Source organism: Pseudomonas sp. BP01 (genome assembly GCF_022760795.1).
GTDB lineage: Bacteria > Pseudomonadota > Gammaproteobacteria > Pseudomonadales > Pseudomonadaceae > Aquipseudomonas > Aquipseudomonas putida_Q.
Map to the genome: position 1 here is coordinate 16,714 of NZ_JAFBKA010000001.1, position 19,602 is coordinate 36,315.

Sequence of the window (19,602 nt, forward strand, 5' to 3'; positions counted from 1 at the left end):
CGCACGTCGTAGGAAGCTTCCCAGCCTTGGGGGCCTCCTTTCCCCTCTGTGACAAGGTGATTTCCATGGCGGAACAACTATCCACAAGTAAGTGCGATTCACCATTACTGCAGGCCTTCGTCGACAATCGCAGCATCCTGGTCAAGATCGCTGCCCGCATCACCGGCTGCCGTTCGCGCGCCGAAGATGTGGTGCAGGATGCCTTTTTCCGGCTCAACGCCGCCCCGCAGATCACCTCGTCGTTCAAGGCGCAGCTCAGCTACCTGTTCCAGATTGTGCGCAACCTGGCGATTGACCACTACCGCAAGCAGGCGATGGAGCTGAAGTACTCCGGCAGCGAGGAGGAAGGCCTGAACGTGGTCCTCCAGAATGCCTCGCCCGAAGCGACCCACATCAACCTTGCCGCGCTGGACGACATTGCCGAGGCGCTGAACGAACTGCCGCAGCGTACCCGCTATGCGTTCGAGATGTACCGCCTGCATGGCGTACCGCAGAAGGACATTGCCAAGGAGCTGGGCGTGTCGCCGACACTGGTCAACTTCATGATCCGCGATGCGCTGGTGCACTGCCGCAAGACGGCCAATCGGCAGGCCTGAGGCTTCAGGTTCGCGCCTATCCTATAGAGGTGCTGCGCAGCCCATCGCCGGCAAGCCAGCTCCCACCTCGACCGCATCAACCTCAGGCCTGCGCTATCCCTTATGGGAGCCGGCTTGCCGGCGATGGGCCGCAAAGCGGCCCCTTGGGACTCAAGCCAGCTTGCAGCGATCGAAGAACCGTTCCCGCCCCAGAATCATCAGCGCCGCACGCTTGTGCGGGAAGTCGAACTCCTTGTCGCAATGGAAACACTGGTCGTGCATGTAGCCGATCATCTTGCCGTTGTCGGCACGTGGCTCAGCCACCACCCGCTGGGTACGCGGGTCATCCAGGAACAGGTAGTGCACCAGCGCCGATAGCCAGCTGGCCACCTTGTGCGGCCCGCGATGGCTCTCCTCCCCTACCAGCATGTGGATGCCGCGGTCGTAGTCATCGGCCGGGTAGAACGGAGCAATGCGATCTTCCTTGGCCCAGTACGCCTCGAAGTAGGCAAACGGCTCATCATCAAAGCAGCCGATCAACGTCAGGGTATGCGGGTCGGCCTCCAGCTTGCCCAGGTACTCGCGGTGCTGCGCCAGCGTACCGCCCTCCTGCCAGAACGCATCCACCCGCGGGTTGTTCTGCCAGCGGTTGAAACGCTCCAGGTCGTGCTCGATCTCCAGCGTGCGCAGCGATACCCAGCTACCCAGGCGCGCATCGAAGCGCCGGTACACCTCTCCACGGGGCTTGGGCGCCCGCCGCGGGTGACGCTTGCCGTTACTGATCTGCATCTGCTGCGGGTACACCGAGGCCAGCGCATCACCCAGCCATGGCTGTGGCAGCTGCCAGAACAGCGCCCGCTCGCACAGGTACTGGCCAGCTTGCTCAGCCTCCAGCAGCAAGCCACTGGCCAGTGCCTGGGGCTGTACCTCGGGCAAGTGCCAGACCAGGCGCTGGCGGGCCGTATCGCGGGACAGCAGCCAGTAGCAGGCAGCCCACAAGGCTTCATAGGGGCGCTCATGGCAGACGCGCTCGAGGTGGACGTGCAAGGTAGCGCCCGCCTCCAGGCGCACCTGGATCAGTGGGCGGCCTTCGAGGGTGAGGCTTAGCCAGCTGTCACCCTCCTCGGCACTGAGGCTGCGCCAGCGTGGCGGTGACAGGGGCTGCGAAGCGGCATCGAACGGCATGGGCTGGACTCACGAAAATGAAGAAAAGGCTCACTGCTGAGAACGCTGGCGCAGCGTATGAATTTAGTCTTGGGGGGCCGCGACCGTGATGCGGTAGGGCTCGAAGATCCGTGCCAGTTCACCGCTGTCACGCAGGCTGCGCAGCAGGCCGGCGAACGACTGCTCGCCGATAGGCGCCCCCGGGCGCAGCAGGGCGTAGTGGTGATAGACCTGATCGATGCGTTGCGAAGGCACCAGCTGCGCCCTGCTGGCCGGGTTGCGCGCCAGGAAATCGCTGAGGTAGGAGCGCGTGACCAGGGCGATATCGGCGCGGCCAGCCTGCACCATCAGCAGGTTGCTGTCGTGGGAGTAGGTCAGGGTCGCGTTATAGGTTGTGCGCAGGTAGTCCGGGTCGGAATTGAAGCGGGCGAACGCGTAGTGATATCCGTTGAACAATGCCAAACGTTTGCCACGCAGGTCATCGAAGTAATGCGGATCGCTGCCATTGGCCTGGCGTGCAACGAACACTTCGGCATCCTCCAGGCCCATATCCACGGTCTGGTGGGCAATCTGCTCCCAGCCCCATTGCGGGTTCTCGAAAATCGCCATGTCGGTACGGCCTTGCTGGAAGTCACCAAAACGCCGCTGGATGGAAGTGGGCACCAGGACAAAGTGGTACCCCTGCTGCAAGCGGTTGAGCGCGTCGACCAGTTGCGGCAGCAGGCCGGTGTCGGCCCCCTGTTCAGGGCGCACCGTGTAGGGCGGGAAATGCGCCGCGCCAATCTTCACCTCGACGGCGTCGGCAGCCCATGCTGGCACCGCCAGCCAGTGCACGGCCAGCAACATCAGGGTGGACAAGGCCTTGAGGCCGGGCGCTGGAGTCAAGACGGACGCTCATCACGGTTCATGCCTGGGTTCGCTTAAGCTAGGCGTTTTCCGGAAGCGGCACAACTGCTGTGTCTGCTGTTTGTGCCACTCTTGGTTCCAGAACGGGCGGCAAAATGCCAGGGGGTGCCGTATGCGCGGAGTTTGGCTACGCTCTAGCAGGATCTGCAAGGGAGCCTGGTATGGGCCATTGGTTGGTGATCGACCTGGAAGCCACCACCGACGAGGGTGGGTGGCCGGTCACAGAGATGGAAGTCATTGAAATCGGCGCTAGCCTGGTTACCCGCGAAGGCCGCGAGGTCGACCACTTTCAGTGTTTCGTGCGGCCACGGCGGCGGCCACAGCTGACCCCGTTTTGCCGCGAACTCACACACATAAGCCAGGCCGATGTGGACAGCGCTGCGCCGTTTCGCGAAGTGTGGGCAAGCTTCGAGCGCTGGCTCGGGCCCCACCGTGAGCAGCTTCAGGCCTGGGTCAGCTGGGGCGACTACGACCGCCAGCAACTGCACCAGGAATGGCAGCTTCACGGGCTCGACAGCCTGCTACGGACCTTGCCGCACATCAACCTCAAGCAACGCTTTGCCAAAGCCCGCCACCTGCAGCGCCCCACCGGCCTGAACGGTGCCCTGCACCTGGCCGGCATGCACTTTTGCGGGCAGCAGCACCGGGCCCTTGAAGATGCACGCAACACGGCGCGGCTATTGCCGTTGACCCTGCCCGCCAGCAGCACCTGAAAGCAGATGACGAGGCCTGTGGGCTTGGGCATACTGGCCAGCCCTTTTTACTCCCCCTTTTCAGGAGTCGCCCATGTTCCAGGTCAACGAGTACTTCAACGGCACCGTCAAGTCGATCGCATTCGCGGGCGAGGAAGGCCCAGCCACTGTCGGCGTCATGGCCCCGGGCGAATACGAGTTCGGCACTGCCAAGCGCGAAATCATGCACGTGGTATCGGGCGCGCTGACCGTGAAGCTGCCAGGCAGCGACAACTGGGAAACCTTCAATGCGGGCGACAAGTTCAATGTTGCCGCCAACAGCAAGTTCCAGCTGCAGGTGAAGGTGGACACCGCTTACCTGTGCGAGTACCGCGACTAAGCGTCAGCCTGTGCCGGCCTCTTCGCGGGTATGCCCGCTCCCACAGGGTTCTGCGCCGATCTTTGAAAGGATGCGGCCCTTGTGGGAGCGGGCAAGCCCGCGAAGAATCCAGCACTAATCCTTCAGGAAATCAGCAACGCGTTCCGCCGCCGTCTGCATATGCTGCTCATGGCTGAACCCCGAGGCCTTCAACGGCTTCAGGTCATGGTCCCCCGCCACTAGCCAGCTCACTTCGATTGCCGGCGACAACGCGTACCCCGCCACCGCCTCGCGGTTACCCAGCGCATCCCGTTCGCCCTGCACGATCAATGTCGGTGTTTTCAGCCCGGCCAGGTGCTCCACCCGGGGCTTCTCGGGTTTACCCACCGCATAGAACGGATAGCCCAGGCACACCAGCGCATCCGCGCCCAGTTCGTCAGCCAACAGGCTCGCCATGCGCCCGCCCATGGACTTGCCACCCACGGCCAACTTGCCCGCGACCAAAGGTCGCACCTGCCGGTACACCTCGCGCCAGCATTCCAGCAGCACCTTCTGCGGGTTCGGCGGCCGCTTGCCGCCGCCAACCCTGCGCTCGGCCATGTACGGGAACTCGAAGCGCACCACCGCTACCCCAAGCGCCGCAAGCCTTTGCGCCATTTCTTCCATGAACCCGCTGTCCATCGGCGCACCTGCGCCGTGGGCCAGGATCAGGCAGCCCTTGTAGCCGTCCATGCCCTGAACCTGTGGAGGATCGCAGCGCAAGCCTGGGACATTTCCGACCTTCGCCCATTGATCCCCGTCAATACCGGCACTTTGCCCATTAATCATGCTTGCCTCGCTGTAAAGCCTGCCAAATAACCGTGGATGGGAACCCATACATGAACACAACCAGCAGTACCGCCTATAACTACAAGGTGGTCCGCCAATTCGCCATCATGACGGTGGTGTGGGGAATCGTCGGGATGGGGCTCGGCGTCTTCATCGCCGCCCAGCTTGCCTGGCCTTCCCTCAACTTCGACCTCCCCTGGACCAGCTTCGGCCGCCTGCGCCCCCTGCATACCAATGCGGTGATCTTCGCTTTCGGCGGCTGCGCGCTGTTTGCCACCTCCTATTATTCGGTGCAACGCACCTGCCAGACCACCCTGTTTGCACCGCGCCTGGCCGCGTTCACGTTTTGGGGCTGGCAACTGGTGATCCTGCTGGCGGCCATCAGTCTGCCACTGGGCTACACCAGCTCCAAGGAATACGCCGAACTGGAATGGCCGATCGACATCCTGATCACCATCGTCTGGGTGGGCTATGCCATCGTGTTCTTTGGCACGCTGATGAAGCGCAACACCAAGCACATCTACGTGGGTAACTGGTTCTTCGGTGCCTTCATCCTCACCGTGGCGCTTCTGCACATCGTCAACAACCTGGAGCTGCCGGTCAGCCTGACCAAGTCGTACTCGGTCTACGCCGGCGCCACCGATGCCATGGTGCAGTGGTGGTACGGCCACAACGCGGTAGGCTTCTTCCTGACTGCGGGCTTCCTGGGGATGATGTACTACTACGTGCCCAAGCAGGCCGAGCGCCCGGTGTATTCCTATCGCCTGTCGATCGTGCACTTCTGGGCGCTGATCACCTTGTACATCTGGGCCGGCCCACACCACCTGCACTACACCGCCCTGCCCGACTGGGCGCAGTCGCTGGGCATGGTGATGTCGCTGATCCTGCTGGCACCGAGCTGGGGCGGCATGATCAACGGCATGATGACCCTGTCGGGGGCCTGGCACAAACTGCGCAGCGACCCGATCCTGCGCTTTTTGGTGGTGTCGCTGGCGTTCTACGGCATGTCCACCTTCGAAGGCCCGATGATGGCCATCAAGACGGTCAACGCCCTGTCCCACTACACCGACTGGACCATCGGCCACGTGCATGCCGGTGCCCTCGGCTGGGTGGCAATGATCTCGATCGGTGCGCTGTACCACACCATCCCGAAAGTGTTCGGCAAGGAACGCATGTACAGCCTTGGCCTGATCAACGCGCACTTCTGGCTGGCCACCATCGGCACCGTGCTGTACATCGCCTCGATGTGGGTCAACGGCATCGCCCAGGGCCTGATGTGGCGCGCAGTCAACAGCGACGGCACGCTCACCTATTCGTTCGTGGAAACCCTGGTGGCCAGCCATCCAGGCTTTGTCGTGCGCTTCGTCGGCGGCGCGATCTTCCTCAGCGGCATGTTCCTGATGGCCTGGAACACCTGGCGCACCGTGCGTTCGCCAGCGCTTGACGTCGCCCCTGCGAACGCCCAGTTGGCTTGAGGAGAAACGCCTGATGAAACATGAAGTCATCGAGAAAAACGTCGGCCTGATGGCCCTGCTGATGGTGTTCGCCGTCAGTATCGGCGGCCTGACCCAGATCGTCCCGCTGTTCTTCCAGGACGTCACCAACAAGCCGGTGGAAGGCATGAAGCCCTACACCGCGCTGCAGCTGGAAGGGCGCGATATCTACATCCGCGAAGGCTGCGTGGGCTGCCACTCGCAGATGATCCGCCCGTTCCGCGCCGAAACCGAGCGCTACGGCCACTACTCGGTGGCCGGCGAAAGCGTGTGGGACCACCCGTTCCTGTGGGGCTCCAAGCGTACCGGGCCGGACCTGGCCCGCGTTGGCGGCCGCTACTCGGACGACTGGCACCGCGCGCACCTGTACAACCCGCGCAACGTGGTGCCGGAGTCGAAGATGCCGTCGTACCCGTGGCTGGTCGCCCAGCAGGTCGACAACAGCCACACCGACGTCAAGATGCGCACCTTGCGCACCCTGGGCGTGCCGTACAGCGACGACGACATTGCCAGCGCCCGTGACGCGGTCAAAGGCAAGACCGAGATGGATGCACTGGTCGCCTACCTGCAGGTGCTTGGCACCGCGATCAAGAACAAGAGGTGAGTGCGATGGAAATGGACATCGGCATGATCCGCGGCCTGGGCACCCTGGTGGTGATGATCGCCTTCATCGGCCTCTCCCTGTGGGTTTTCAACCGCCGCCGCGACCGTGATTTCGCCGAAGCGCGCCTGCTGCCCTTCGTCGACGACCGCCTGCCCCCTGCCGGGCAGGAACCTGCTGCCACGACTGCTGCAAGGAGTAACGGGCAATGACCACCTTCTGGAGTACGTACATCAGCGTACTGACCATCGGTAGCCTGATCGGCCTGACCTGGCTGCTGCTCGCCACCCGCAAGGGCGAGAGCAAAAACACCACCGACCAGACCATGGGCCACAGCTTCGACGGCATCGAGGAGTACGACAACCCGCTGCCCAAGTGGTGGTTCTGGCTGTTCGTCGGCACCCTGGTGTTCTCGGTCGGCTACCTCATCCTCTACCCGGGCCTGGGCAACTGGAAAGGCATTCTGCCGGGCTATGAAAATGGCTGGACCGGCGTCAACGAATGGCAAAAGGAGATGGACAAGGCTGACGCCAGGTTCGGCCCGATCTTTGCCAAGTACGCCGCCATGCCCGTGGAAGAAGTCGCCAAGGACCCGCAGGCGCTGAAGATGGGCAGCCGCCTGTTTGCCTCCAACTGCTCGGTGTGCCACGGCTCGGACGCCAAGGGTGCCTTCGGCTTCCCCAACCTCACCGACAAGGATTGGCGCTGGGGCGGCGAAGCAGAAACCATCAAGGCTTCGATCATGAATGGCCGCCATGGTGTGATGCCGGCCTGGGCCGAGGTGATCGGTGATCAGGGCGTGGCCGATGTGGCCGCATTCGTGCTGACCAACCTGGACGGCCGCAGCCTGCCTGAAGGGAACAAGGCCGACGTGGTCAAGGGCAAAGAGATCTTCGCTGCCAACTGCGTGGCTTGCCACGGGCCTAAAGGCAAGGGTACCCCTGCCATGGGCGCACCCGACCTGACCCACCCGCAGGCGTTCATCTACGGCTCGAGCTTTGCCCAGCTGCAGCAGACCATTCGTTATGGTCGCCAAGGGCAGATGCCGGCACAGGCCGATATCCAGGGCAACGACAAGGTGCACCTGCTGGCGGCTTATGTGTATAGCCTGTCGCAGGATAGTGCTGCTGAAACGGTGACCTCCAAGTAGTACCCCGGGGCCGCTTTGCGGCCCATCGCGACACAAGGCCGCTCCTACAAGGGACCGCATTCGTTCTGTAGGAGCGGCCTTGTGTCGCGAAAGGGCTGCAGAGCAGCCCCAGCTCTCTCCCGCCGTACTCCCTCCCTTGCACCCCCTCCGAACACAACTAAGCTTGTTGCCTCAGTGGGCTTCGCTCCGAAAGGACTGAAGCAGACGCGGCGCATAGCCTGTCGCCGCCCCAAAAAAAGCTTGACCGATCGATCAGAAAAAGGTGAAAAACGGTACACATTACAAATATTTATTTGTGTACAATCGTCCAGACCCGATCACTGCGGGACATCAGTGAACGGGCCCGGACACGGGTCGGCGTACCAAAGTTGCGTTGCAGTAGCCTTGCTGGTTATCAATACTGGCGCCGATTTTTCGACCAACAAGAACATTAAAACCGTGGAACCTTAGAATGAGCACAGCAATCAGTCCGACTGCTTATAACTATAAGGTCGTCCGCCAGTTCGCCATCATGACGGTGGTCTGGGGGATCCTTGGCATGGGCCTCGGCGTCTTCATCGCCTCGCAGCTGGTATGGCCGCAACTGAACCTGGACCTGCCCTGGACCAGCTTCGGCCGCCTGCGCCCGCTGCACACCAACCTGGTGATCTTCGCCTTCGGGGGCTGTGCGCTGTTCGGCACCAGCTACTACGTGGTGCAGCGCACCTGCCAGACCCGGCTGATCTCCGACAGCATGGCCGCCTTCACCTTCTGGGGTTGGCAAGCGGTGATCGTCGGCGCGCTGATCACCCTGCCGATGGGCTACACCACCACCAAGGAATACGCCGAGCTCGAGTGGCCGCTGGCGATCCTGCTGGCCATCGTCTGGGTGACCTACGGGCTGGTGTTCTTCGGCACCATCGTCAAGCGCAAGACCAAGCACATCTATGTCGGCAACTGGTTCTATGGCGCCTTCATCGTGGTCACCGCGATGCTGCACATCGTCAACCACATCTCGCTGCCGGTCAGCCTGTTCAAGTCGTACTCGGCCTATGCCGGCGCCACCGACGCGATGATCCAGTGGTGGTACGGCCACAACGCCGTGGGCTTCTTCCTCACGACGGGCTTTTTGGGGATGATGTACTACTTCGTGCCCAAGCAGGCCGAGCGGCCGATCTACTCGTATCGCCTGTCGATCGTGCACTTCTGGGCGTTGATCACCCTGTACATCTGGGCCGGCCCGCACCACTTGCACTACACCGCCCTGCCCGACTGGGCGCAGTCGCTGGGCATGGTGATGTCGATCATCCTGCTGGCGCCAAGCTGGGGCGGCATGATCAACGGCATGATGACCCTGTCGGGCGCCTGGCACAAACTGCGCACCGACCCGATCCTGCGCTTTTTGGTCGTTTCGCTGGCGTTCTACGGCATGTCCACCTTCGAAGGCCCGATGATGGCCATCAAGACCGTGAACTCCCTGTCGCACTACACCGACTGGACCATCGGCCACGTCCACGCCGGCGCCCTCGGCTGGGTGGCAATGATCTCGATCGGCGCCGTGTACCACATGATCCCGAAACTCTACGGTCGCGAGCAGATGCACAGCATCGGCCTGATCAACGCGCACTTCTGGCTGGCCACCATCGGCACCGTGCTGTACATCGCCTCGATGTGGGTCAACGGCATTACCCAAGGCTTGATGTGGCGCGCCATCAACGATGACGGCACCCTCACCTACTCCTTCGTCGAAGCCCTGCAGGCCAGCCACCCTGGCTATATCGTCCGCGCCCTGGGCGGTGCGTTCTTCGCCAGCGGCATGCTGCTGATGGCCTATAACGTGTTCCGTACCGTACGTGCCGCCAACCCGGTACAGGCTGAAGAAGCCGCCAAGATCGTCGTTGTGGGAGCGCACTGATGAAGCATGAAGCCGTCGAGAAGAACATAGGCCTGCTGGCCTTCTTCATGGTCATCGCCGTCAGCGTCGGTGGTTTGACCCAGATCGTCCCGCTGTTTTTCCAGGACGTTACCAACAAGCCTGTCGAAGGCATGAAGCCGCGCACCGCTTTGGAGGTGGAAGGCCGCGATATCTACATCCGCGAAGGCTGCGTGGGCTGCCATTCGCAGATGATCCGGCCGTTCCGCGCCGAAACCGAGCGCTACGGCCACTACTCGGTAGCCGGCGAGAGCGTGTGGGACCACCCGTTCCTGTGGGGCTCCAAGCGTACCGGGCCGGACCTGGCCCGCGTTGGCGGCCGCTACTCCGATGACTGGCACCGTGCGCACCTGTACAACCCGCGCAACGTAGTACCGGAATCGAAGATGCCGTCCTACCCGTGGCTGGTCGAGAACAAGCTCGATGGCAAGGACACCGCGAAGAAGCTGGAGGTGCTGCGCACACTCGGTACCCCGTACACCGATGCCGACATCGCCGGCGCGGGTGACGCGGTCAAGGGCAAGACCGAAATGGACGCCATCGTCGCGTACCTGCAGGGTCTTGGCACCATCATCAAGAGCAAACGGTGACGCTGATGGATATCGGGATGATTCGCGGCCTGGGCACCGTCGTGGTGATGGTGGCCTTCGTGGGCCTGGCGCTGTGGGTGTTCAACCCACGGCGTAAAAAGGACTTCGACGAAGCGACCCAACTGCCCTTCGCGGATGACCCCGAGGCCACCCGGCACGTCGAGCAAGCAAAAGCTTCTGGGAGCAAAAAACAATGACAACCTTCTGGAGTCTGTACGTTACCGTCCTGACCCTGGGCACCATCTTCTCGTTGACCTGGCTGTTGCTGTCGACCCGCAAGGGCCAGCGCGAAGAGGTCACCGACGAAACCGTCGGGCATGCCTTCGATGGCATCGAGGAATATGACAACCCGCTGCCCAAATGGTGGTTCTGGCTGTTCGTCGGCACTATCATCTTCGCCCTCGGCTACCTGGTGCTGTACCCGGGCCTGGGCAACTGGAAAGGCATCCTGCCGGGCTACTCGTACCTGGACAACGACAAGCAGACCGAGTTTTCCAACGGCCAGCCGGGCTGGACCGGCGTGCACGAGTGGGAAAAGGAAATGGCCAAGGCCGACGCCCGCTTCGGGCCGATCTTCGCCAAGTTCGCCGCCATGCCCATCGAAGAGGTGGCCAAGGACCCGCAAGCACTGAAAATGGGCGCACGGCTGTTCGCTTCCAATTGCTCGGTATGCCACGGTTCCGACGCCAAGGGCGCTTTCGGCTTCCCCAACCTGACCGACAACGACTGGCGCTGGGGCGGCGAGCCGGAAACCATCAAGACCACCATCATGGGCGGCCGCCACGGCGTGATGCCGGCCTGGGCCGAAGTGATCGGTGATCAGGGCGTGGCCGACGTGGCTGCATTCGTGGTCAGCAAGCTCGATGGCCGCACCCTGCCTGAGGGCGCGAAGGCCGACGCCGAGAACGGCCAGAAGATCTTCGCCGCCAACTGTGTGGCCTGTCACGGGCCGGAAGGCAAAGGTACGCCCGCCATGGGTGCACCGAACCTGACCCACCCACAGGCGTTCATCTACGGTTCGAGCTTTGCCCAGCTGCAGCAGACCATTCGTTATGGCCGCCAAGGGCAGATGCCGGCGCAAGAACAGCTGCAGGGTAACGACAAAGTGCACTTGCTGGCGGCTTATGTCTACAGCCTGTCGCAACGGGACCAGGCGCAGGCCAAGGCCGAGTAATCAGGCCTGGCCTCTTCGCGGGCAAGCCCGCGAAGAGGCCGGTACAGCCAGTGCATTTCTGGCAGGCTGATGACCTGGATCAATTGACACCCGCCATAACACGATTCACACCACGAACCCAACGCGACTAAAGGTCGCAGTGCGGCCCCATACTGCCATCAGCGGCGTATCATGGACCGCAGAGCGCTAGCAGATTGCGCGAGACTGCGGCCGGCACGCACTGGCCGCGGCGTTTCTCCACTGCCGTGGGACTTGATGATGAGCAAGCAAATTCCGGTACATGATGTGACCCCGCCTGCCAGCAAAGGGAAGGATTCCGTCGACCTCTACGCCTCCCGGGAAAAAATCTACACCCGCGCCTTCACTGGCCTGTTCCGCCGCCTGCGCATGGTCGGCGGTGCAGTGCTGTTTCTGCTGTACTTCGGCACCGTGTGGCTGAACTGGGGTGGCCACCAGGCCGTATGGTGGAACCTGCCCGAGCGCAAGTTCTACATCTTCGGCGCCACCATCTGGCCGCAGGACTTCATCCTGCTGTCGGGCATCCTGATCGTCGCTGCCTTCGGCCTGTTCTTCGTCACCGTGTACGCAGGCCGTGTGTGGTGCGGCTACACCTGCCCGCAAAGCGTGTGGACGTGGATTTTCATGTGGTGCGAAAAGGTCACCGAAGGCGACCGCAACCAGCGCATGAAGCTCGACAAAGCCCCCATGAGCGGCAACAAGTTCCTGCGCAAGTTCGCCAAGCACAGCCTGTGGCTGCTGATCGGCTTTGTCACCGGCATGACCTTTGTCGGCTATTTCTCGCCCATCCGCGAGCTGGTCATCGAATTCTTCACAGGCCAGGCCGATGGCTGGGCCTACTTCTGGGTCGGCTTCTTCACCCTCGCCACCTACGGCAACGCTGGATGGCTGCGCGAACAGGTGTGCGTGTACATGTGCCCCTATGCACGCTTCCAGAGCGTGATGTTCGACAAGGACACGTTGATCGTGTCTTACGACCCGCGCCGTGGCGAAACCCGTGGGCCACGTAAAAAAGATACCGACTACAAGGCCCAAGGCCTGGGTGACTGCATCGATTGCACCATGTGCGTGCAGGTCTGCCCAACCGGCATCGACATCCGTGACGGCCTGCAGATCGAGTGCATCGGTTGCGCCGCCTGCATCGACGCCTGCGACAGCATCATGGACAAGATGAACTACCCCAGAGGGCTGATCAGCTACACCACCGAACACAACCTGTCCGGGCAGAAAACCCACATGCTGCGCCCACGCCTGATCGGCTATGCCGCAGTGCTGCTGGTGATGATGATTGGCCTGGCGACTGCCTTCGCCACCCGCTCACTGGTCGGTTTCGATGTGAGCAAAGACCGCGTGCTGTACCGCGAGAACGCCCAGGGCCGGATCGAAAACGTGTACAGCCTGAAAGTGATGAACAAGGACCAGCGCGACCACGTCTACGTACTGGACGCTGCCGGCCTGCCGGACCTCAAGCTTGAAGGCCAGCGCGAGATCCGCGTGGCTGCCGGCGATATCGTCAGCCTGCCCGTGCAGCTGTCGGTCGCCCCCGAGAAACTGCCATCGACCACCAACGAAATCACCTTCACCCTCAAGAGCGCCGACGACAGCGACGCCCAGGTTGAAGCCAAGAGCCGCTTCATCGGCCCACAGATCCGCTAAGAGAGATGACGAACAATGCCTGCCGCCACCGCCGCCAGCCCCTGGTACAAGCACCTCTGGCCCTGGATCATCATCGGCATCCTCACCACCTCGGTGTGCCTGAGCCTGACCATGGTCAGCATTGCCGTGCGCAACCCGGACAACCTGGTGAACGACAACTACTACGAGGCCGGCAAAGGCATCAACCGCTCGCTGGACCGCGAACTGCTGGCGCAGCAACTGAGCCTGAAGGCCACCGTGCACCTGGACGAACTGACTGGCGAAGTGGACCTGCGCCTGACCGGCAGCAGTGGCCCGCAAAACCTGGAGCTGAACCTGATTTCGCCAACCCAGCCAGAGAAGGACCGCAAGGTGCTGCTGAGCCGGGTCGATGCAGGGCGGTATGTGGGGCAGTTGGAGGACAAGGTCGACGGGCGCCGCTTTGTGGAACTGCTGGGCAGCGAAGGGGGCCAGGTGTGGCGCTTGTTCGAAGAGGAAAAAGTGGAGCATGGTGTGACCTTGCAGCTGGGTGACGAAGCCCTGCAAGGTGCAGAGCACCAACAGTAGCAACAACGCAAATCCCTGTGGGAGCGGGCATGCCCGCGAATGCGGTAGCTCAGCCAAAGGTGTTTTCAGGCCTGACGCTTTCGCGGGCACGCCCGCTCCCACAGGGTTTCATATCTGCCTGAGCAGTCGTGCTTACCTTATGACCCAGCCCACCCCCTGCTACCACTGCGCCCTGCCCGTCCCCGCCGGCAGCCGCTTCACCGCCGTGGTGCTCGGCCAGCCCCGGCAGTTCTGCTGCCCCGGCTGCCAGGCGGTGGCCGAGTCGATCGTCGCCGGTGGCCTGGAGCACTACTACCAGCACCGCAGTGACAACAGCGCCAACCCCGAGGCCCTGCCCAGGCAGTTGCAGGACGAACTGGCCCTGTACGACCGCAGCGATGTGCAGCAAACCTTCGTCCGCCACCAGGGCGAGCTGGCCGAAACTACCCTGCTGGTCGAAGGCATCAGCTGCGCCGCCTGCGGCTGGCTGATCGAGAAGCACCTGCGCAACCTGCCCGGCGTCGCCGAGGCGCGCCTTAACCTGTCCAACCACCGCCTGCTGCTGAGCTGGGACGACAAGCAACTGCCGCTGTCACGCCTGCTCGCCGAGTTGCGCCAGATCGGTTACGCCGCCCACCCCTACCAGCCCGACAAGGCCGCCGAGCAACTGGCCCAAGAGAACCGAAGCGCCCTGCGCCGCCTGGGCGTGGCCGGGCTGCTGTGGTTCCAGGCAATGATGGCGACCATGGCCACCTGGCCGGAATTCAACATCGACCTGTCACCTGAACTGCACACCATCCTGCGCTGGGTGGCCCTGTTCCTGACCATCCCCATCGTGTTCTACAGCTGCGCGCCGTTCTTCAAAGGCGCAGCACGCGACCTGCGCACACGCCACCTGACCATGGACGTTTCGGTGTCGCTGGCCATCGCCCTGGCTTTCGGCGCCGGCATCTGGACCGCGATCACCGGCAGCGGTGAGCTGTATTTCGACACCGTGGGCATGTTCGCCCTGTTCCTGCTCACCGGTCGCTACCTGGAGCGCCGTGCCCGCGAACGCACGGCTGCGGCCACCGCGCAGCTGGTCAACCTGCTGCCGGCCTCGTGCCTGCGCCTGGACGCCCTTGGCCACAGCGAGCGCATCCTGCTCAGCGAGCTGCACTGCGGCGACACGGTGCAGGTGCTGCCCGGCGCGGTAATCCCCGCCGACGGGCGCATCGTCGAAGGCCGCTCCAGCATCGACGAGTCGCTGCTGACCGGCGAATACCTGCCGCAACCGCGCTGCGTGGGCGAGCGCGTCACCGGCGGTACGCTGAATGTCGAAAGCACCTTGCACGTGGAAGTCGAAGCCCTCGGTCACGATTCGCGGCTCTCGGCCATCGTCCGCCTGCTGGAGCGCGCCCAGACCGAAAAACCACGCCTGGCCGAAATCGCCGACCGGGCCTCGCAGTGGTTTTTGCTGTTCTCGCTGGTGGCTGCCGTGGCCATCGGCATGTGGTGGTGGTACCTGGACCCTGCACGGGCGTTCTGGATCGTGCTGGCCATGCTGGTGGCCACCTGCCCTTGCGCACTGTCGCTGGCCACGCCAACGGCGCTGACTGCCGCCACCGGCACCCTGCACAAGCTGGGCCTGCTGATAACCCGCGGTCATGTCCTCGAAGGCCTTAACCAGATCGACACGGTAATCTTCGACAAGACCGGCACACTGACCGAAGGCCGCCTGACTTTGCGCAGCATTCGCCCGCTCGGCAGCCTGCCCGCTGACCGCTGCCTGGCCATGGCCGCCGCCCTGGAAAACCGCTCCGAACACCCGATCGCCCGCGCCTTCGGCCGCACCGCCATACCCGCCGAAGACGTGCAGACCGTGCCAGGCCTGGGCCTGGAAGGGCAGGTAGACGGCCAGCGCCTGCGTATCGGCCAGGCCACTTTCGCCTGCGCCCTGAGCGGTGCGCAAATACCCGGCGTGCCGGAACCACGCGGCCAGTGGCTGCTACTGGGTGACCGCCAGGGGCCGCTGGCCTGGTTTGGCCTGGACGACCGACTGCGCGACGACGCACCGGCGCTGCTCGCTGCCTGCAAGGCCCGAGGCTGGCGCACGCTGCTGCTGTCGGGCGACAGCTCGCCAACGGTGGCCGAGGTGGCCGCGCAACTGGGCATCGACCAGGCCATTGGCGGCCTGCGCCCGGACGACAAGCTGGACCGGTTGAAGGCGCTACAGGCAGCCGGGCGCAAGGTGCTGATGCTCGGCGACGGGGTCAACGACGTGCCTGTGCTGGCCGCTGCCGACATCAGCATCGCCATGGGCAGCGCCACCGACCTTGCCAAGACCAGCGCCGACGCCGTACTGCTGTCCAATCGCCTGCAAGCCTTGGTGCAGGCCTTTGACCTGGCCCGCCGCACCCGCCGCAACATCCTCGAGAACCTGCTGTGGGCCACCCTGTATAATGGCCTGATGTTGCCGTTTGCCGCGCTCGGCTGGATCACCCCGGTGTGGGCGGCCATCGGCATGTCGGTCAGTTCGCTGATCGTGGTGCTCAATGCCCTGCGCCTTACCCGCATGCCGCTGGTATCGGGCTTGCCGAAAACCGAAGCGCCCCTGCCCGGGAGGAAGTCCCCATGCCCGCCCTCTATGTCATGATCCCCGCAGCCCTGCTGCTGGTCGGGGTGGCCGTGTACATCTTCTTCTGGGCAGTGGACAGCGGCCAGTACGACGACCTCGAAGGCCCTGCCCACAGCATCTTGTTCGACGACCAGGACCCGCGCCACCAGGCCGCGGTAAAGCCTGACGACACCCCGGCCGACGCCGACAAGGAACCACCACCCCGTGCCTGACCTGCTTCCCCTGCTGGGCTCGGCACTGGTCCTGGGCCTGCTTGGCGGTGGCCACTGCCTGGGCATGTGCGGCGGCCTGATGGGCGCGCTGACCCTGGCCATCCCGCCGGAACAACGTGGCCGGCGCTTGCGCCTGCTGCTGGCGTACAACCTTGGGCGCATTTTCAGTTACGCCAGCGCCGGCCTGTTGCTCGGCCTGGCCGGCTGGGCCGTGGCCAGCAGCCCGGCGGCCCTGGGGCTGCGGGTGGTGGCGGCACTGTTGTTGATCGCCATGGGGCTGTACCTGGCCGGCTGGTGGAGCGGGCTGACCCGCATCGAAGCCCTGGGGCGCGGGCTGTGGCGGCATATCCAGCCGGTGGCGTCGCGCTTGTTGCCGGTGTCCAGCCTGCCCCGGGCGTTGCTGCTGGGCGCCCTGTGGGGGTGGCTGCCGTGCGGGTTGGTGTACAGCACCCTGCTGTGGGCAGCCAGCCAGGGCAACGCCGGGTACAGTGCGGCGTTGATGCTCGCGTTCGGGCTTGGGACCTGGCCGGTATTGCTGGCCACCGGGCTGGCGGCCGAACGGGTAAACGCCTTGTTGCGGCGACGCAGCGTGCGGGTGGCAGGCGGTGTGCTGGTGATGCTATTCGGTATCTGGACTCTGCCGGGCCCACACCAACACTGGCTGATGGGGCATTGAAGGGGCTTCTTCGCAGCCCCAATGCCCTTGATACAAATCAACACTGATTTCTACAGACAACCATAGACTCCGGAACACTGCTGCTCTTTCCGGGGACCGCCCTCATGCTCGACGACCTTCGTTGGGATACCGACCTGATCCGCCGCTACGATCTGGCCGGGCCACGCTACACCTCCTACCCGACCGCCGTGCAACTGCACAGCGAGGTGGGCTCGTTCGACCTGCTCCACGCCCTGCGCGAGAGCCGTCGAGCCGTGCGGCCACTGTCGCTGTACGTGCACGTGCCGTTCTGCGCCAACATCTGCTACTACTGCGCCTGCAACAAGGTCATCACCAAGGACCGCGCGCGCGCCGCACCCTACCTGCAGCGCCTGGAGCAGGAAATCCAGCTGATCGCCTGCCACCTGGGGCCCAAGCAGCGTGTTGAGCAGCTGCATTTTGGCGGCGGCACGCCAACGTTCCTCAGCCATGTGGAACTGCGCCAGCTGATGGCCACCCTGCGTCAGCACTTCCACCTGCTGGACGACGATTCCGGCGACTACGGCATCGAGATCGACCCCCGCGAGGCGGACTGGTCGACCATGGGCCTGCTCCGCGAGCTGGGTTTCAACCGCGTCAGCCTGGGCGTACAGGACCTCGACCCGGCCGTGCAGCGTGCGGTCAACCGCCTGCAGAGCCTTGAGCAAACCCGCACACTGATCGAGGCTGCGCGCACCCTGCAGTTCCGTTCGGTCAACCTGGACCTGATCTACGGCCTGCCCAAGCAAACCCCGGAAGGCTTTGCGCGCACCGTCGAAGAAGTGATCCGCCTGCAACCCGACCGCTTGTCGGTATTCAACTATGCCCACCTGCCCGAGCGCTTCATGCCACAGCGGCGCATCGACAACAACGACCTGCCCAGCCCGGCCACCAAGCTGGAAATGCTGCACGCCACCATCGAGCAGCTGACCGCCGCCGGCTACCGCTACATCGGCATGGACCACTTTGCCCTGCCGGACGACGAACTGGCCGTCGCCCAGGAAGAAGGCACCTTGCAGCGCAACTTCCAGGGCTACACCACCCACGGGCACTGCGACCTGATCGGCCTGGGGGTGTCGGCCATCAGCCAGATCGGTGACCTGTACTGCCAGAACAGCAGCGACCTCAACACCTACCAGGAGAGCCTGTCCAATGCCCAGCTGGCCACCCAGCGCGGCTTGCTGTGCAACCACGACGACCGCATCCGGCGCGCGGTAATCCAGCAACTGATCTGCCACTTCGAGCTGGACTTCGAACCCATCGAACAAGCCTTCACCATCGATTTTCGCGGTTACTTCAACGACCTCTGGCCCGAGCTGCTGACCTTGCAGCGCGACGGCCTGATCAGCCTGGACGACAAGGGCATCCGCATCCTGCCGGCCGGCCGCCTGCTGGCGCGCTCGGTATGCATGGTGTTCGACGCCTACCTGGCGATGCACAACCGCCAGCGTTTCTCGCGGGTTATCTGAAAACCGAGTCGTTCAACCGCATGGACAAGCCTCCTTGCCAGGCACACTATGGGCACACAAGGACTCCCGGCAGGACGTCTGCCGGGGTTTCGCCAGGGCGCACCATCAACGCGCACGCTGGCCTACACCCTGTGTCGTAGGTTACCCTTACGACTTATGTGTGCTTTCCCACAAGGATCGATTCAAATGTCCGAGCCAGTCAAACTGCGCCCACACAACCAGGCCCATTGCAAGGATTGCAGCCTGGCCCCCCTGTGCCTGCCTCTTTCGCTGAACCTGGAAGACATGGATGCACTGGATGAAATCGTCAAGCGTGGCCGGCCGCTGAAAAAAGGCGAGTTCCTGTTCCGCCAAGGTGACAATTTCGGCTCGGTCTACGCGGTACGTTCCGGCGCCCTGAAAACCTTTAGCCTCAGCGACAGCGGCGAAGAGCAGATTACCGGCTTCCATCTGCCCAGCGAGCTGGTCGGCCTGTCGGGCATGGATACCGAAGCCTACCCGGTGTCGGCCCAGGCCCAGGAAACTACCTCGGTATGCGAAATCCCCTTCGAGCGGCTTGACGAGCTGTCGGTGCAACTGCCGCAACTACGTCGCCAGCTGATGCGGGTCATGAGCCGGGAAATCCGCGACGATCAGCAAATGATGCTGCTGCTTTCGAAAAAGACCGCCGACGAGCGCATTGCCACCTTCCTGGTCAACCTGTCGGCGCGCTTCCGCGCCCGCGGCTATTCGGCCAACCAGTTCCGCCTGAGCATGTCGCGCAACGAAATAGGCAATTACCTGGGCCTGGCGGTAGAAACCGTGTCGCGGGTATTCACCCGCTTCCAGCAAAACGGCCTGCTTCGTGCCGAGGGCAAGGAAGTGCACATCCTCGACCCGATCCAGCTGTGTGCGCTGGCCGGTGGTGCAATCGAGGCCTGAGGCCGGCGTTTAGCGGGTATACTTGGGCATTCGTTTTCCCAGGATAC

At 63.4% G+C, this 19,602-nt stretch carries 21 protein-coding genes; 18 read left to right on the top strand and 3 right to left on the bottom strand.

The window, feature by feature from the left end; genetic code table 11:
* The first annotated feature begins 65 nt into the window (after window positions 1–65).
* The gene (locus tag JOY50_RS00025) at window positions 66–596 is read left to right on the top strand and encodes an RNA polymerase factor sigma-70 (RefSeq protein ID WP_016498655.1); all 531 of its coding nucleotides are present in this window, start codon (window positions 66–68) and stop codon (window positions 594–596) included.
* Between the two features lie 150 nt (window positions 597–746).
* On the opposite strand, the gene JOY50_RS00030 is transcribed toward JOY50_RS00025, so the two are convergent.
* On the bottom strand, window positions 747–1,760 hold the full coding sequence (locus JOY50_RS00030) for a GNAT family N-acetyltransferase (RefSeq protein ID WP_063423126.1): 1,014 nt from the start codon (window positions 1,758–1,760) through the stop codon (window positions 747–749).
* A 63-nt stretch (window positions 1,761–1,823) separates the two neighbouring features.
* Entirely contained in the window at window positions 1,824–2,624 is an 801-nt protein-coding gene (locus JOY50_RS00035) for an ABC transporter substrate-binding protein (protein WP_132845275.1), read from the bottom strand.
* A 182-nt stretch (window positions 2,625–2,806) separates the two neighbouring features.
* On the opposite strand from JOY50_RS00035, the gene JOY50_RS00040 reads away from it, so the two are divergent.
* Both JOY50_RS00040 and JOY50_RS00045 read left to right on the top strand, forming a co-directional pair.
* Window positions 2,807–3,358, top strand: a complete 552-nt coding sequence (locus JOY50_RS00040) for an exonuclease domain-containing protein (RefSeq protein WP_132845277.1) — start codon at window positions 2,807–2,809, stop codon at window positions 3,356–3,358.
* 73 nt (window positions 3,359–3,431) lie between these two features.
* Complete coding sequence (locus JOY50_RS00045) at window positions 3,432–3,716, top strand: pyrimidine/purine nucleoside phosphorylase (RefSeq protein ID WP_016498651.1); 285 nt, start codon at window positions 3,432–3,434, stop codon at window positions 3,714–3,716.
* A 114-nt stretch (window positions 3,717–3,830) separates the two neighbouring features.
* Here the strand turns inward: JOY50_RS00045 and JOY50_RS00050 are convergent, their stop codons facing one another.
* Window positions 3,831–4,523 carry an alpha/beta family hydrolase gene (locus JOY50_RS00050; RefSeq protein WP_132845279.1) on the bottom strand — a complete coding sequence of 231 codons (693 nt, stop codon included), beginning with the start codon at window positions 4,521–4,523 and terminating at the stop codon, window positions 3,831–3,833.
* A 50-nt stretch (window positions 4,524–4,573) separates the two neighbouring features.
* Here JOY50_RS00050 and ccoN (JOY50_RS00055) point away from each other — a divergent pair, with 50 nt between their 5' ends.
* From ccoN (JOY50_RS00055) to fnrA, 15 genes are all read left to right on the top strand, one after another.
* Window positions 4,574–5,998: a cytochrome-c oxidase, cbb3-type subunit I gene (gene ccoN / locus JOY50_RS00055; RefSeq protein WP_016498649.1), complete on the top strand. Its 1,425-nt coding sequence runs from the start codon at window positions 4,574–4,576 to the stop codon at window positions 5,996–5,998.
* 13 nt (window positions 5,999–6,011) lie between these two features.
* On the top strand, window positions 6,012–6,620 hold the full coding sequence (ccoO, locus tag JOY50_RS00060; RefSeq protein ID WP_016488336.1) for a cytochrome-c oxidase, cbb3-type subunit II: 609 nt from the start codon (window positions 6,012–6,014) through the stop codon (window positions 6,618–6,620).
* Between the two features lie 5 nt (window positions 6,621–6,625).
* Complete coding sequence (locus JOY50_RS00065) at window positions 6,626–6,829, top strand: cbb3-type cytochrome c oxidase subunit 3 (protein WP_028613387.1); 204 nt, start codon at window positions 6,626–6,628, stop codon at window positions 6,827–6,829.
* Window positions 6,826–7,767: a cytochrome-c oxidase, cbb3-type subunit III gene (ccoP, locus tag JOY50_RS00070; protein ID WP_138737458.1), complete on the top strand. Its 942-nt coding sequence runs from the start codon at window positions 6,826–6,828 to the stop codon at window positions 7,765–7,767. The genes JOY50_RS00065 and ccoP (JOY50_RS00070) overlap by 4 nt, the downstream gene beginning before the upstream one ends.
* A gap of 451 nt (window positions 7,768–8,218) precedes the next feature.
* Complete coding sequence (gene ccoN / locus JOY50_RS00075) at window positions 8,219–9,661, top strand: cytochrome-c oxidase, cbb3-type subunit I (protein ID WP_019473374.1); 1,443 nt, start codon at window positions 8,219–8,221, stop codon at window positions 9,659–9,661.
* Complete coding sequence (gene ccoO / locus JOY50_RS00080; protein ID WP_132845281.1) at window positions 9,661–10,269, top strand: cytochrome-c oxidase, cbb3-type subunit II; 609 nt, start codon at window positions 9,661–9,663, stop codon at window positions 10,267–10,269. Before ccoN (JOY50_RS00075) ends, ccoO (JOY50_RS00080) begins: the two co-directional genes overlap by 1 nt.
* Before the next feature lie 5 nt (window positions 10,270–10,274).
* On the top strand, window positions 10,275–10,466 hold the full coding sequence (locus JOY50_RS00085) for a CcoQ/FixQ family Cbb3-type cytochrome c oxidase assembly chaperone (protein ID WP_024718181.1): 192 nt from the start codon (window positions 10,275–10,277) through the stop codon (window positions 10,464–10,466).
* The gene (gene ccoP, locus JOY50_RS00090) at window positions 10,463–11,443 is read left to right on the top strand and encodes a cytochrome-c oxidase, cbb3-type subunit III (RefSeq protein WP_016498644.1); all 981 of its coding nucleotides are present in this window, start codon (window positions 10,463–10,465) and stop codon (window positions 11,441–11,443) included. The genes JOY50_RS00085 and ccoP (JOY50_RS00090) overlap by 4 nt, the downstream gene beginning before the upstream one ends.
* Window positions 11,444–11,701: 258 nt before the next feature.
* Window positions 11,702–13,117 carry a cytochrome c oxidase accessory protein CcoG gene (gene ccoG / locus JOY50_RS00095; RefSeq protein ID WP_138737460.1) on the top strand — a complete coding sequence of 472 codons (1,416 nt, stop codon included), beginning with the start codon at window positions 11,702–11,704 and terminating at the stop codon, window positions 13,115–13,117.
* Between the two features lie 15 nt (window positions 13,118–13,132).
* Window positions 13,133–13,663 (top strand): FixH family protein, encoded by a 531-nt coding sequence (locus JOY50_RS00100; protein ID WP_063423133.1) that lies wholly within the window; start codon window positions 13,133–13,135, stop codon window positions 13,661–13,663.
* A 139-nt stretch (window positions 13,664–13,802) separates the two neighbouring features.
* A complete protein-coding gene (locus JOY50_RS00105) occupies window positions 13,803–16,277 on the top strand; it encodes a heavy metal translocating P-type ATPase (protein ID WP_243054617.1) in 2,475 nt (824 codons plus the stop codon).
* Window positions 16,256–16,471 (top strand): cbb3-type cytochrome oxidase assembly protein CcoS, encoded by a 216-nt coding sequence (gene ccoS / locus JOY50_RS00110; RefSeq protein WP_016498640.1) that lies wholly within the window; start codon window positions 16,256–16,258, stop codon window positions 16,469–16,471. The genes JOY50_RS00105 and ccoS overlap by 22 nt, the downstream gene beginning before the upstream one ends.
* Window positions 16,464–17,147: a sulfite exporter TauE/SafE family protein gene (locus tag JOY50_RS00115; protein WP_132845290.1), complete on the top strand. Its 684-nt coding sequence runs from the start codon at window positions 16,464–16,466 to the stop codon at window positions 17,145–17,147. The genes ccoS and JOY50_RS00115 overlap by 8 nt, the downstream gene beginning before the upstream one ends.
* A gap of 104 nt (window positions 17,148–17,251) precedes the next feature.
* The gene (hemN, locus tag JOY50_RS00120; RefSeq protein ID WP_132845292.1) at window positions 17,252–18,634 is read left to right on the top strand and encodes an oxygen-independent coproporphyrinogen III oxidase; all 1,383 of its coding nucleotides are present in this window, start codon (window positions 17,252–17,254) and stop codon (window positions 18,632–18,634) included.
* A gap of 186 nt (window positions 18,635–18,820) precedes the next feature.
* Window positions 18,821–19,555: a Crp/Fnr family transcriptional regulator FnrA gene (fnrA, locus tag JOY50_RS00125; RefSeq protein WP_012273416.1), complete on the top strand. Its 735-nt coding sequence runs from the start codon at window positions 18,821–18,823 to the stop codon at window positions 19,553–19,555.
* Window positions 19,556–19,602 lie beyond the last annotated feature (47 nt).

Excerpts from the sequence above, each read along its gene's own strand:
- JOY50_RS00065 (WP_028613387.1), top strand. The coding sequence starts at position 6,626 with ATGGAAATGGACATCGGCATGATCCGCGGCCTGGGCACCCTGGTGGTG.
- fnrA (WP_012273416.1), top strand. The coding sequence starts at position 18,821 with ATGTCCGAGCCAGTCAAACTGCGCCCACACAACCAGGCCCATTGCAAG.
- JOY50_RS00025 (WP_016498655.1), top strand. The coding sequence starts at position 66 with ATGGCGGAACAACTATCCACAAGTAAGTGCGATTCACCATTACTGCAG.
- JOY50_RS00085 (WP_024718181.1), top strand. The coding sequence starts at position 10,275 with ATGGATATCGGGATGATTCGCGGCCTGGGCACCGTCGTGGTGATGGTG.
- JOY50_RS00100 (WP_063423133.1), top strand. The coding sequence starts at position 13,133 with ATGCCTGCCGCCACCGCCGCCAGCCCCTGGTACAAGCACCTCTGGCCC.
- ccoP (WP_138737458.1), top strand. The coding sequence starts at position 6,826 with ATGACCACCTTCTGGAGTACGTACATCAGCGTACTGACCATCGGTAGC.
- JOY50_RS00030 (WP_063423126.1), bottom strand. The coding sequence starts at position 1,760 with ATGCCGTTCGATGCCGCTTCGCAGCCCCTGTCACCGCCACGCTGGCGC.
- ccoO (WP_016488336.1), top strand. The coding sequence starts at position 6,012 with ATGAAACATGAAGTCATCGAGAAAAACGTCGGCCTGATGGCCCTGCTG.
- ccoS (WP_016498640.1), top strand. The coding sequence starts at position 16,256 with ATGCCCGCCCTCTATGTCATGATCCCCGCAGCCCTGCTGCTGGTCGGG.
- ccoN (WP_019473374.1), top strand. The coding sequence starts at position 8,219 with ATGAGCACAGCAATCAGTCCGACTGCTTATAACTATAAGGTCGTCCGC.
- JOY50_RS00040 (WP_132845277.1), top strand. The coding sequence starts at position 2,807 with ATGGGCCATTGGTTGGTGATCGACCTGGAAGCCACCACCGACGAGGGT.
- JOY50_RS00105 (WP_243054617.1), top strand. The coding sequence starts at position 13,803 with ATGACCCAGCCCACCCCCTGCTACCACTGCGCCCTGCCCGTCCCCGCC.
- ccoN (WP_016498649.1), top strand. The coding sequence starts at position 4,574 with ATGAACACAACCAGCAGTACCGCCTATAACTACAAGGTGGTCCGCCAA.
- ccoP (WP_016498644.1), top strand. The coding sequence starts at position 10,463 with ATGACAACCTTCTGGAGTCTGTACGTTACCGTCCTGACCCTGGGCACC.
- hemN (WP_132845292.1), top strand. The coding sequence starts at position 17,252 with ATGCTCGACGACCTTCGTTGGGATACCGACCTGATCCGCCGCTACGAT.
- ccoG (WP_138737460.1), top strand. The coding sequence starts at position 11,702 with ATGAGCAAGCAAATTCCGGTACATGATGTGACCCCGCCTGCCAGCAAA.
- JOY50_RS00045 (WP_016498651.1), top strand. The coding sequence starts at position 3,432 with ATGTTCCAGGTCAACGAGTACTTCAACGGCACCGTCAAGTCGATCGCA.
- ccoO (WP_132845281.1), top strand. The coding sequence starts at position 9,661 with ATGAAGCATGAAGCCGTCGAGAAGAACATAGGCCTGCTGGCCTTCTTC.
- JOY50_RS00050 (WP_132845279.1), bottom strand. The coding sequence starts at position 4,523 with ATGATTAATGGGCAAAGTGCCGGTATTGACGGGGATCAATGGGCGAAG.